The sequence below is a fragment of the Embleya scabrispora DSM 41855 genome, from assembly GCF_000372745.1.
GTDB lineage: Bacteria > Actinomycetota > Actinomycetes > Streptomycetales > Streptomycetaceae > Embleya > Embleya scabrispora.
Map to the genome: position 1 here is coordinate 1 of NZ_KB889583.1, position 12,454 is coordinate 12,454.

Below are 12,454 nucleotides of genomic sequence, written 5' to 3' on the forward strand. Positions count from 1 at the left end.
GAGGTGGACGCCCGCAAGGCGGGCGTGGGTCCGGACGACATCGGCGACATCATCTTCACCTCCGGTACCACCGGCCGGCCCAAGGGTGTGATGACCACCCAGGCGCAGACGTTGCGCGTGTTCGACACGTGGGCGTCGGTGGTCGGTGTCGTCGAGGGCGACAGGTACCTGATCGTCAGCCCGTTCTTCCNNACCTTCGGGTACAAGGCGGGGATCGTCGCGAGCCTGATCAAGGGGGCCACGATGATTCCGCAGGCGGTCTTCGACACCGACGCCGTGATGGCGGTGATCCAGCAGGAGAGGGTCACCGTGCTGCCGGGCGCGCCGACGGTCTACACGTCGCTCCTGGACGCGGTGGCGCGTGAGGGGGCCGGCGGGTACGACCTGTCCTCGTTGCGGCTCGCGGTCACCGGGGCGGCGGCGGTGCCGTTGTCCCTGGTCACCCGGATGGCGCGGGAACTGGGCTTCGACTCGGTGCTCACCGCGTACGGGCTGACGGAGTCGTGCGGTACGGCCACCATGTGCCGGCAGGGCGACTCGGCCGAGGTCGTCTCGTCCACCTCGGGGCGGGCCATCCCGGGGGTGGAGGTGGTCACCGTGGACGGGGACGGGAAGCCGACCGCCGTGGGCGAGTCCGGCGAGGTGTGGGTGCGTGGGTACAACGTGATGAAGGGCTATTTCGAGGACCCGGAGGAGACCGCCGGGGCGATCGACGCGGACGGCTGGCTGCACACGGGCGACGTGGGCGTGTTGGACGGGCACGGCAACCTGAGGATCACCGACCGGATCAAGGACATGTTCATCGTCGGGGGCTTCAACGCCTACCCGGCGGAGATCGAGTCGGTGCTCGCGGGGCACCCGGCGATCTCGGAGGCGGCGGTGGTGGGTGTGCCGGACGCGCGGATGGGCGAGGTGGGCAGGGCGTACCTGCTGCTGCGGCCGGGGGCGGAGGTCACGGCCGAGGAGGTCATCGCGTTCTGCCGGCGGGAGATGGCGAACTACAAGGTGCCTCGGGCGGTCGAGTTCGTCACCGAGTTGCCGCGGAATCCGGGCGGCAAGGTGTTGAAGTTCGAGCTCCGGGCGCGGGCCGCGGAGGAGGCGGCGCGTCGTTGACGCGGAGCGGCTCTTGGCCTCATACGCACGGGGGCCGGGTTGGTTCGCCTCATGCGCCGGCCGGGCGCGACGCCGTGGACGTCGTCGCGATGGACGGCTTCACCGGGTTCAAGACCGCCGCCGAGGAACTCCCCGACGGCCGCCGCGTATCGGTGCTTACGAGTGACCAGCTCGGACCCATGCAAAAATCGGGCTCAACTACCGAGGGTTCGCCAGGACTTCGGCCGGGGGATCTCGTTCGGCGGCTTCCGCTGCTCCCACCACCCGCCCGTCCGCGAACCGGATCCGTAGTCCGGCCGGCCTCGGGGGCGCCACCGGAGGCCGTCGACCGGGCCATCGGCATCGCCCCCAGGGTTCTGCCGAGGAGCGGGTCGAGGGTGTGGGCCGAAGTCCACGCGCGGATCAGCGCCGCGGACCTTGGGTCCCGGGCGATGGTCCTGGCCGAGCCGGAATTGCCGCTCGAGTGGTCAGTCGCCTTCGACTCGGAACACGCCGGGGTTCGTTTCCTCGGAGCGGGCGAGGAAGTCGTCCGCGAGCCCTTCGGGCCATCGTGTCTCCCGATCCCACACCACCCCGGCGACCACCTGCACGCCCGTCGCGTCGGTCAGGTCCGCGCGGGCCAGAACCGCGCGTCCGAGCTGCGCACGCGTCAGATCCGCGCGGGTCAGGCGCGCCCCGCAGAGGTTCGCCCCGGTCAGGTCCGCGCCCTCCAGGTCCGCGTCGGTCAGGTCCGCGCCCGTCAGGTCCGCGTCGACGAGGACCGCGCCCCCGAAAAAGGGGGGCCAATTGCTCAGGCGCGCGGCGGTGAGGTCCGCGCCGGTCAGATCGGCGTTCGTCAGAGTCGTGCCTGACAGATTGGCCCTGGTCAGATTCGCGTCCGCCAGGACCGCACCCGTCAGATCCGCCTCAATCAGGTCCGCACCGGTCAGGCTCGCACCGGTAAGGTCCACGCGATGGAGATCCGACCAAGTCAGCTCCGCGCGCGCGAGGTTCGCGCCGGTCAGGTTCGCGCGCGAGAGATTCGCCTTGACCAGGCGGGCGCCGACGAGGTCCGCACCGAGCAGGTTCGCGCACCTCAAGTCCTCGTTGGGCAACTGGGCGTCGGTCAGGTTCGCGCCTGCCAGGTACCGGGAAGCGTCGCCGCCGAGGCGACCGATGGTGAGCGCGGCGGCTTCGGACACGGCCCCGGTGGGCGGTGTCGGCGCGTCGGAGCGACGGGCGATGACGTTGGCGGCGATGGTAATCGCCTTGCTGGGGGCGGACGGAGCCGCGAGCAGGAGCAGGCCCCGCAGGACGGCGGCCTGGCGTGTGGTCGCGCCCGGGTTGTCGTCGCGCCCGGGGCTTTCGTGGTCCACTGCGATCTCCGGGGCGGGGCGTTCACCCGGGAGTGACCGATCGAGGATCCGGCACATCGGACAACCGAACCGGCGGTCGGGGGTATCGAAAACCAGGAGGAGGTCCAAGGCCGCGTTCTCGGCCCGCGGCGGGATCCGATCGGCGGTGGTGGAGGCGGTGCCCCCGCCCTCGATGGTGCGCACGAGACGGGTCCAGTGCCCTTCGGCACGGCCCCAGTCGTGGAGGGCTTCGTCGCCGGGTGGGGGCACTGCCGCCGACAGGTCGGCCCGGTGTGCCGGCAGCGCACCACGCCCCGCTGTCGACGTCGACGACCTCCGCGTCCGCCACAGGCGATGGAACACCCGGCGGAGCCGGATCGGGACCGACTCCGCTCGACGGGGTGGGGTCTCGTCGGTGCGGGGATGAAGGCGGGCGAAGTTGAGGACGGCCTGCTCTACGTCGTCGCCGCGCGTGCGCAGTTCGTGCAGGGAGATCACGGGCCACCTCTCGAGAGCGGATCAGGGGCGAGTGGGATACGGGCCGGGCCTCGCGACTCCTCGACTGCGGCAGCCGAGTAGCGCGACCGGAGTGTGCGGGCGCATCGGGACACATCTGCGGCGACGGCCGACCCCTCGCCGGCCCGCAACCGGCCGCCGGAACACCGTCGAGCGCATGCCGGCCCGCGCGGGTCACCGGCCGGAACGGTGCCCGTCACCGATCCCACCACACGACGCACTTCCCGGCTGCGACCCGACCGGGGCAAAGGCGGCGTCACCGGCATCGGCGAGAACACCCACCCACGTTACGAGCCCGACCGACCACCCCGCAGGCGGACCGGCGAAACGCGCGGGCCTCAGCCGACAGAGTTCGACGACCCCGGTCCGAATCGGTCCAGCGCTCACGGCGTCCCCGAGCAGCCAGGGGTCGAGCGACTCGTCTCCCGACACCAACCACACCCGCGTTCCGACCCAGTCCTTCGTACCGGTGCCGTCCGGCGCCCCGACCGCACCACCGCCGGTACCGACATCACCACCACCTGGCTCGACCACGCCCAAGCCGACCTGGACGACGCGCTGCGCCGCCTCGGCGACTCGCGTCGAACCGCGGTCCGACCCGTCCGCCACGGCATTCGGCCGCCCGTGGACCGCCGGCCGGTTGTATCCGAAGGTTCGTGTGCGTCCGCGATGTGGGTTCGCGACTTTCGGCCGAGCGCCGGTGTCCCGGTGCGGGTATGGCCGGGCGGTCCTCCGCTGTGCCTCGCTCGGACATGGATCGACCGCGACCTCGGACTGACCGGTACGCGAAGACTCCTTGCGTTAGGGGATGAACGCGGACGTACGACCGGGATCGCCGACACGGTGTCGACGCCCCATCCGCCCGGCCCGTACGGCGCGTCGATGCCCGGCGGCATGGGCCCATGCCGCCGGCGCCTCCCCCTCCCGCGGCGACGGGAACGGTCGGCTGATGCCGATCCTCACCCTGATCGGGACGTTCGCCACCGTCGTCGGTGTCCTCGTCGCAGTCGGAGTGGGTCCGTTCGACCTCGCCGGCGACGGCGAATCCACACCGCGGGGCGCCCCCGCCGCCTCCACGCAGGCCCCGACCCCGCAGTCGTACGCGCTCGAGACCCCAAGGCCGTGGACCACGATGGACGAACCCCGGAGGTGAACGCGTTGATGGGCGAATGGGCCATCGGTCTTCCACGCGGGCGCGTCACTACTACCGAGAATCAACTTCACGACGCCGTTGCCGATGCGGATGCCATGAGGTTCGCCGGCTCGGGCCGGGGCCTTGACCCTCGCGGACCCGGAAGCCGGCGTACATTCACTCGGCGGCCGTGACATCGAAGACCTCGGCGTCGGGCATCGAGATCTCGGCGTTCCCCAACGGGACGGGGTGGCCGAACACGTCGATGCCGACGTTCGGAACCCGGGTCCCGACCGCACACGGATCGCCGACAGCCGGAGCACCCGAGGTTGCCCACGCATCTTCGTCGTGGTCGTGAGAGTGGTTCGCCTTCACGTCCCGACCCGGGCGCCCCTCGCTCCGTGGACCTTTGCGGGTCCGGGGAGGGGTGATCCGGGGGCGGTGCGGAGCGAGTCGGGCGAAATGCCCTCGCCGGGCATGGGTAGCCGATAGCTTTTCGTTCGGGCGCGATGGCGGCGCAGGGCGGGAGTGGTGGTCCGCGGGCGGGGGTTCGCACGGGATTCGGCTCGGGTTCGGGGAGCCGGGGGGAGGGGACGGCGTGCCCGTTGTTTTCGTGCATGGGGTGGCCACGCGGCGCTCGCCGGCGTACGACCGGTCGTCGGCCCAGCGATCCGCCCTGCTGAGAGCGTCTCTCGGGCCCGCGCTGGGTGTGCCCACCGATGCCCTGACCGTGCTGGACGCCTACTGGGGCGACGCAGCGAGCAGGTTCGCCTGGGCACACGCGTCGCTGCCCGACCACAGCGAGGAGCGGTTCGGCGCGACCATGTCCGAGGACTGGCCGGCGCTGGCCTTCGCACTCGCGGCCTTTCCCCGGACGGCGGCGACCGCGCCGGTCACCGCGGTCGCGCGCACGTGCCTGGCGGACGCGATCGATCTGCTGTGGACGGTGAGCGCGGAGCGCGCCCAGGCCGCGGAGGCGGGGGAGTTGGCCGGACTCGCCGTCGCCGCCGCGGCCTACGCCGACCGGCAGCCCACTCCGACGTGGTCGGCCGAGGTGACCGACGACCGGGTTTTCCTGGACCGGCTGTTGACCCGGTTACCGGCCGGAACCCAGAACGGCGACCCGGTGACGGAGACCTTCGGCGGGAGCCGCCGGCGGGTCGCGGTGGGTCGGCTCCAGGAAGGGCTCGCCCGCATCGCCGCCGCCGCTCCCCGCGCCGCCACCACGGGACTGGTGTCGGTCGGCCGCTCGCGAACCCACCACGCGGTCTCTCGCTTCCTCGGCGACGTCCTGAGCTATCTGCGCCAGCGGGAACAGCACGGCCCCGACGGTGCGATCGCGCGTGTGATCGCCGAGATGATCGAGGCGGGCGACCGGGCACGCACCGTCGCGGATCCGCGGCTGGTGATCGTCGCACACAGCATGGGCGGGAACATCGTCTACGACCTGCTGTCCTGCCTGCGCCCCGAGTTGGCGTGCGACAGCCTGGTGACGGTCGGCTCCCAGGTAGGCGTCTTCGCCGAACTCGACCTGTTCCAGGCCGTCGCCGCCCCAAGGGACCCCAGCGTGGACCGTGTCCCGGCGTTGCCCAACCTGGGGCGGTGGATCAACGTCTTCGATCCGGACGACGTCATGGCGTTCGTGGTCGGCGGCATCTTCGCCGACGCCGAGGACTACCGCTACTCCACGGGAGCGGGGCTGCTCGGCGCGCACTCGGCCTACTTCCTCCGGCCGAGTTTCCACCGCCTGCTCGCGGCGCGAGTGGGCCGCGCGCCGATGTCCGGGCAGGTGAAGCCGCCCGACGACGGCGAGGATCCGTCCCCGGCCGTGTCCCAGGTGGGGCCGAGGCAGTGACCGCCCTGTTCCACGACGTGCGGTCGGCCGGGCCGGCCGTGCACGCGCTGGTCATCGGAGTCGGCGGATACCCCTATCTCCCCGGCGGGGAGAAGGCCGATCCGCGCCACTGCCTCGCGTTCGACGGTATGCGTCAACTCACCTCGCCCCCGCGCTCCGCGCTTGCCTTCGCCCGGCGCCTTGTCGACGGCGGCCCGAGCGTCGGGAACCTCCCGCTCGCCAGCGTGGATCTCCTGATCTCGTGCGCCGCGGGCGACCGCCTACCCGACCGGCTCGACCCCGCTCCTCGGGAAGCGACCATCGACAACATCCGGGACGCGTTCGAAACGTGGCTGGTGCGCTGCACGGCCGACCCGGACAACGCCGCCGTCCTCTACTTCTGCGGCCACGGCCTGCAAAGCGACGCCCAGTTGCTCCTCGCCGGCGACTTCAACCGGTACGGCGCGACACCGTTCGCCCAGGCCATCGACTTCGACGAGACCCGGCTCGCGCTCCAACAGCGCGGGCCACGCACGCAGTGCTTCGTCATCGACGCCTGCCGTACGGACTGTTTCGACCTGCGACCCGCCGGCGTTCAACCGCTCGCCCGGCCGGACCTGTTCGGACGTGGCGTGTGCGAAAACGAACTGACCCTGCGGCTGCCCGCCTTCGGCGAGGCGTGGGGCCGGCGCGCGGAGGTCTCCTACCTCACCCGGGCCCTGCTGCGCGCACTCGACGGGCAGGCCGCCACCACGGACGAGATCGGACGATGGGTGGTCAGCATGGCGGGCATCCGCCGATCCATCGACCTGCTGCTGATGGAGGAGATGAACGTCGCGTCGCTCCATCGCGGAGTGGAGGCCAACAACCTCGGCGACGCCGTGATGTGCGTCCTCGACCACGCCCCGTCGGCCCGACTGACCGTCAGCTTTCGTCCCGCCGAACCCGATGCGCCCGCGTCCTTGACCTGTACACCCCTGCACCCGGGCGACCTTCCGCCCGTCGACTGCGGCCAGGTCCGGCGCGTGCCCGAGGACGCGGGCCGACCGGCGGCCGACGAGTGGCGGATGACGGTCCGGGCAGGCATCTACACGCTGCGGGCCAAGTCGGCCGCCGCCGACGTCTCGCGACCACACAGTGTCTACCCGCCCCACTCCCGAGTCGGCTTCCAGGGGTCGCAGTGACCACCGGACTGACCGTCACCCTGGACCCTCCCGACGCCGGAACCACAGGCACACCGGTCTGCTTCGACGTGGTCGACCTCGACCATCGCACGGTTGCCACCGGGCTCCTCACCGTAGGACGGCCGTGCCCGATCGCCCTCGCGCCGGGCACCTACGCCGTCCACGCCCTCCTGCCCTCCGGATGCCGGATCGGCGGGGAGTTCGTGCGGGTGGCCCGCGGCCGGACGAAGCAACCCCGATACCCCCTTTCCCTCGCCGACCTGGCGCCGCACCCGTGGCTGGCCGAGACAGCACTCCTGATCCCCCAACACACCGCGCACTTCGGCAGTTTCGCCGACCCCCGGTACACCGACGTCTGGATGCGTCAGTGGATCCACGGTTCGGGCGGATGGCGGACGGCGCCGTTCGCGGTACACGCGATCGATGAGGCGCCCGACGGAATCCGACTGGTTCTCGACGGACCGGCGCCGGAGCCGGCCGTCCTCCAGGTCGGCAGCCGTGACACACCGTGGCAGCTGCTGCGCCTGCCGGCGGGACCGCGAACCTCGGTGACGGTACGACCCTCGCGGCCGCATCCGCCACGCCTGGTCTGCACCGTCCTCGGCGCGGAACCGGATCCGGCCGCCCACGCCCTGCTGGGCTATCTCGCGATCGGCGCCGCCCGTCAAGCGCAGGCGGTCGCGGAGGACATCGCCGACCCCCTTACCGGGATGCAGGCGATCGCCCTCGGCTACCACCTGCTGCGCACCCGACGCGCACCCGACTCCTGGCCGCCCGCCGTTCTCGAAAAGTCCGCAGGAACCCCCGACGGTGCGATCATCGCCGCGCGACACCTGCTGGAGCGGATGCGCACCGGAGCCGAGGCCGGGTCGGCCGAGGCCATCCGCGCCGCGTTCACGGCGGCCGCCGCGCAGGGTATGCCCCTGTGTACCGAAGGACTGCGAATCCTGGTGGAATGCCTGCGCTCGGCGAAGCTCGAAGACGCCCTCGGTGTTGCGGGACGCTACCTGGCCGCGGCGGACACCACCGCCCCGCTGCTCGCGTTCCACGGCAGCGCTCCCGACGCTCCCGGCCGGCCCGCGCCCGACGGTATCCCGGACGACGCCGTCACCGTGTCCTCGCTGAAGCGCCCGCGGCGGCCGGATCCCGGCCGGTCCGCCGACGAGACCCCGGGGACGACCGAGCCGGCGTGGCTGGACGACTTCGTCCGCAGGACGTATCCGGTCGCCGCGGCCAAGGCCGTCATGATCTGCCTCGACCGGCAACAGGCCGAAGACCTGGTCCGTCAGGCGTATCTGATGGCGGCGCGAGAGATGGATCCCACGACGGAGGCCCTGCCCGACGCCTGGCTCCACCGCCGGCTGGCCCGCAATGGCTGGCGGGCCCGGACGCGACCGGCCCTTCGCCCGAGGGCCGGGTTGCGCTTCGTCCCGCCCTCCGACGCGAGCGCCGCCCAGACCACCGACGCGTTACGGGCACTGGCGGCCATGGCGGCGCTCTCGCGTCGGCAGCGCGTCGTGATCGAACTGAACTGCCTCCAACGGATGGCCGTACCGATGATCGCGGCCGAGGTCGACGCCGGTCGGCGCGGCGTGAGCGCCGAACTGGACAAGGCCCGTCGATCCCTGGGGCGACCGCTCCTGGCCGGAACGCGCCGCGGCGGTGTTCGGCGGCTCGGCGAGGACCTGGTGGCGCAACCGGCGGGTGAGGGCAGGGACGTACTGAACGACCTGCTCCGGGCGTGGCTGAACCGAACCCAGGCATGGCTGCGCGCCTCGTACGAGAACGACGACGAGGGGCGCCGCCGAGTCGCGAGCCGGGTGGCGGCGGAGCTTGCTTCCCTCAACCCGGAGGCCCCGCGGTGAGCGGTGTCGTGACCACCTTGCGGGCACTGGTCGCCGTCGGACTCCTGGTGGGCATCTACGTGCTGGTCCTGGGTCTGGCGATGCTGGACGCCGTGCTGGTCTTCGAAACCCTGTTGACGGAGACGACGGACGCGGCGGACACCTCGAACCCGCTCGGCGCGCTGATCACGGTGCCCGTGGTCGGGGCGCTCTGCTGGGGACTCGCCACGGCGAGCCGGCCGACGTTCACGGACGAGGGGTCGGTGCCGCTCACGCCCGAGCAGGCACCGCTGCTGTGGAGTACGACCCGGCAACTGGCCGACGCGGTCGGCACGTCGCCGCCGACCGAGATCCGTCTGGTGGCCGAGGTGAACGCCGCCGTCACCGAGGAGGCGTGGCTGTTGGGCCTCGTCGGCGGACGCCGCCGCCTGTACCTCGGGCTGCCCCTGGTGCTCGGGCTTACCCACGACGAACTGCGCGCGGTGATCGCCCACGAACTCGGTCACTATGCCGGCCGACACACTCGGCTCCTCGCGATCACCCACCGATCCCGTGAGTCGCTGCGCGAAGTCCTTCGCCGGCTGGAACTCGCCGCCCGGGTCGCTTCCCACACCGCCGCCTTCGTCTGGGTGCTGCGCAGGTTCTTCATCGGCTACACCAAGTGCTTCGACCTGCTGACCCTGGCCATGGGCCGGCGACAGGAGTTCGAGGCGGACGCGGTCGCCGCGCGCGTCGCGGTGCCGCCGGCGGCCGGCCCATCCGCCACGGTCGACGGGCGCGGCGTCGTCGTCGACGCCCTTCGGGCACTGGGGGCATTGACTGCTTCCTGGGACCGGCTGATCGCGGATTACGTGGCGCCGGGCCGCGAGCACGGGATTGTCCCCGAACGGCCCTTCGACCTGTTCGCCGCCATGCTCGACGACGTCGCCCACCGGGCCATCGTCGATCAGGTGAAGATGTCGCCGCCCGAGCCGAAACGCACCCCGTGGGACACCCACCCCTCCCTCGCCCGGCGGATCGCCGCCCTGGGCGGGGCGTCCGGGCGTCACGGCGGCCCCGGAAGGCCGGCAGTCGCCCTGCTGGGCGACTGGGACCTCAGCGCCCGCCGCCTTTGGGGCAAGAGCGAGATCGGGCTGCCCTCGCCGGCGGTGCGCCCGCTGCCCAACGACGAGTGGCGATACCGGATCACGGCACTGCTCGCCGGCGACGCCGCGGATCGGTTGCGGGCCGTCGCGGCGCAGCAATCCGACACGCCGAACCCCGGGGTGGGAGAGGTTCTGGATCTGCTCCGTAGCGGCCACGGGGCCCGGTTGGCCACCGCTCTGACGGCCGAGGTCGCGGCAGACCGTGGGACCCCCGCCGCGGCGGAGGTCCCACGGGACCGTCACGAGCTCACCGTCCACCTGGCGGCCCTGGTCGGCGAGGCGCTCGTCGCCGCCGGACTGGCCCGGTGGGTGCCCTCGTGGACGCAGCCGGGCCTGGTGGAGGCGATCAGAGCGATACCCCCGTACTCGAACCTGGTGCGGGGGGCGCCACACGACCCGGATGAGGCGACCCGCCTTCGCGAACTTCTGAACTCGATCGGCGTCGACCTCGAGGCGAGTCCCCCACCCGGACGGTACCGGGGCGCGGCCGCTCACGACGCCGATGGGGGCGCGGATGCGGCCGATGAGGTCGGGATCGACTTCACCCCCCGGTGGCGGCGAGTGCTCTTCACTTGGCCGACGCGGGAAGAGCGCCGGGCCGGAAACGTGTTCAACGCGCTGATGCTGGGGGCGTTGGTCGTGGGTAGCGTGGCGGTCGCGGTGTACGTCGCGGTGTACGACCCGGATCACGGTCACGAGGAACCGGTCCCGACGTATCAGCCGCTGCGGCCGGGGGGCGGTGGGCCGCCGGGGCTCGGCACGACGGGGAGCCGTCCCGGTGACCCGGGCCGTGTCTTCCCGAGTCGGGTGCAACTCACGCCGATCCACCCGCCGTTGCGGACCTTGGGCCCGGGGGGTTGAGCCGCCGGCCGCGACGGACCGCATCGCGTCGAGGATCGGGGACGAATCGCGTCATGTACGCCATGTCTCGGATGCCGGCGGACGGGATCTCGACGTTCGAACCCAGTGCGCTCGCCGCCTCGCGGGCCCTGCCGTCTCGGTGAGGGCCGTCGAGCCCGTGTGGAAGCGGTGTTGGAGGTAGGGCCGTTCAGGTATCACGTGGGGAGCGCGGAGGCCGGTTCGGTCCGGTCGGGGCCGGTGGCAGTCGCCGTTGCGGAGACTTGAGTTCAGTTGATCGCGTCGTCGACGTTGATCGTCCACGTGCGCAAAGACAACGGGTCGGCTGTGGCGACGGTCCTGCCGTCGGGTCCCACACCCGGGAACGTGAAGTACGCCGATTGGCCGGGGGCGGTCACGACTCGGCTGCGTGCCGCGCTGACGATTTCCCAGTTCCGGGTCGACCATGTCAGCACGGTTTCCTCATCCCCCGCGACGACGAGGGGGCCACCGTCGGGGGCGAAAGCGGCGGCCTGGCCGGCGAATTCGAAGACGACCGCGGGATGCTCCGGGTTGCCGACCTCCCATACCCGGCCATGATTCGAGGAGGGACCGAGAGTGGCCGGCAGGTCGCCGTGGGCGGCGAATACGGGATGCGTGTTGTGGCCCGGCAACGGTGCCCGGGGCCGGGGAGCCGTGCCGACGGCGAGGCGCCGCGTGCCGCCGTCAGCCCAGTGGGACGCACCATTCCAGAAGCGCGCCGCCTTCGGGGGACGGGCCGAAGGAGCAGGTGCCGCCGAGGGTTTCGGCGCGTTCTCGCATGTTGCCCAGGCCGCTGTCGCGGGTCGGGCTCTCCGGCGGGCCCACCCCGTCGTCGCGCACACGTACCCGCACCTGCTTGTCGTGGATCTCCACGTGTACCTCCACGCGGGTTGCGTGGGCGTGCCGGGCGGCGTTGGCGAGTGCTTCGCGCAGGACCGCGATTACGTGGGCGGCTATCGGCTCCGGCACGAGCGTGTCCAGCAGGCCGTCGATGCGCAACGTCGGGGCGAAGCCGAGCATTTCGGTGACCGTGTCCACCTCGCGCAGGCAGCGCGAACGAAGTCCCGTGCCGGTGTCGCGGCCGCGGGCCTTGAGGGAGAAGATCGTCGACCGGATCACCTTGATCGTGTCGTCCAGCGCGTCCACCGCGGATTCGACCCGCTCCAGGGCCTCGGGGTGCTCGATGAAGCGCGTCGCGCTCTGCAGCGTCATACCCGTGGCGAACAGGCGTTGGATGGCCAGGTCGTGCAGGTCCCGGGCGATCCGGTCGCGGTCCTGCAGCACGGTCAACAGTTCGGCGTCGCGGCGGCGCTCCGCGATCTCCAGGGCCAGCGCCGCGTGGTCGGCGAAGCCGGTGACCATGCGCACCACCGCGTCCGACAACTGCGGGCGCCCCGCCCGGTTGGCGACCTGGAGCACACCCCGGATGCGCTCGTGGGTGCCCAGCGGCAACAGGAACGCCGAGCCGAGATC

General features: G+C 72.0%; 9 protein-coding genes. 6 read left to right on the top strand and 3 right to left on the bottom strand.

Translation table 11 applies throughout. The features are described from left to right. On the top strand, window positions 1-1,113 hold a 1,113-nt coding region (locus tag A3IC_RS0107820), incomplete at its 5' end, for an AMP-binding protein (RefSeq protein WP_020549508.1). 467 nt (window positions 1,114-1,580) lie between these two features. On the opposite strand, the gene A3IC_RS61950 is transcribed toward A3IC_RS0107820, so the two are convergent. Next, a complete protein-coding gene (locus A3IC_RS61950; protein ID WP_020549509.1) occupies window positions 1,581-2,945 on the bottom strand; it encodes a pentapeptide repeat-containing protein in 1,365 nt (454 codons plus the stop codon). 967 nt (window positions 2,946-3,912) lie between these two features. Between A3IC_RS61950 and A3IC_RS68400 the strand changes: the two genes are divergently transcribed. The 5 genes from A3IC_RS68400 (at window position 3,913) to A3IC_RS0107860 (ending at window position 10,963) form a co-directional block, all read left to right on the top strand. Next, window positions 3,913-4,116 carry a hypothetical protein gene (locus A3IC_RS68400; RefSeq protein WP_020549511.1) on the top strand — a complete coding sequence of 68 codons (204 nt, stop codon included), beginning with the start codon at window positions 3,913-3,915 and terminating at the stop codon, window positions 4,114-4,116. 577 nt (window positions 4,117-4,693) lie between these two features. Further along, window positions 4,694-5,950, top strand: a complete 1,257-nt coding sequence (locus tag A3IC_RS0107845; RefSeq protein WP_158695848.1) for a hypothetical protein — start codon at window positions 4,694-4,696, stop codon at window positions 5,948-5,950. Beyond that, window positions 5,947-7,113: a caspase family protein gene (locus A3IC_RS66670; protein WP_020549514.1), complete on the top strand. Its 1,167-nt coding sequence runs from the start codon at window positions 5,947-5,949 to the stop codon at window positions 7,111-7,113. The genes A3IC_RS0107845 and A3IC_RS66670 overlap by 4 nt, the downstream gene beginning before the upstream one ends. Continuing rightward, window positions 7,110-8,978, top strand: coding sequence for a hypothetical protein (locus A3IC_RS0107855; protein WP_020549515.1), 1,869 nt, complete (start codon window positions 7,110-7,112; stop codon window positions 8,976-8,978). Before A3IC_RS66670 ends, A3IC_RS0107855 begins: the two co-directional genes overlap by 4 nt. Next, window positions 8,975-10,963, top strand: a complete 1,989-nt coding sequence (locus A3IC_RS0107860; RefSeq protein ID WP_020549516.1) for a M48 family metalloprotease — start codon at window positions 8,975-8,977, stop codon at window positions 10,961-10,963. The genes A3IC_RS0107855 and A3IC_RS0107860 overlap by 4 nt, the downstream gene beginning before the upstream one ends. A gap of 266 nt (window positions 10,964-11,229) precedes the next feature. On the opposite strand, the gene A3IC_RS68405 is transcribed toward A3IC_RS0107860, so the two are convergent. After that, on the bottom strand, window positions 11,230-11,415 hold the full coding sequence (locus A3IC_RS68405; RefSeq protein ID WP_158695849.1) for a hypothetical protein: 186 nt from the start codon (window positions 11,413-11,415) through the stop codon (window positions 11,230-11,232). A 250-nt stretch (window positions 11,416-11,665) separates the two neighbouring features. Next, window positions 11,666-12,454: GAF domain-containing sensor histidine kinase (locus A3IC_RS53105; protein ID WP_020549518.1), on the bottom strand; the 789-nt coding region annotated here is incomplete at its 5' end.

Bases quoted from the DNA above. Each gene is read 5' to 3' on its own strand.
- A3IC_RS68400 (WP_020549511.1), top strand. From the start codon at position 3,913: ATGCCGATCCTCACCCTGATCGGGACGTTCGCCACCGTCGTCGGTGTC.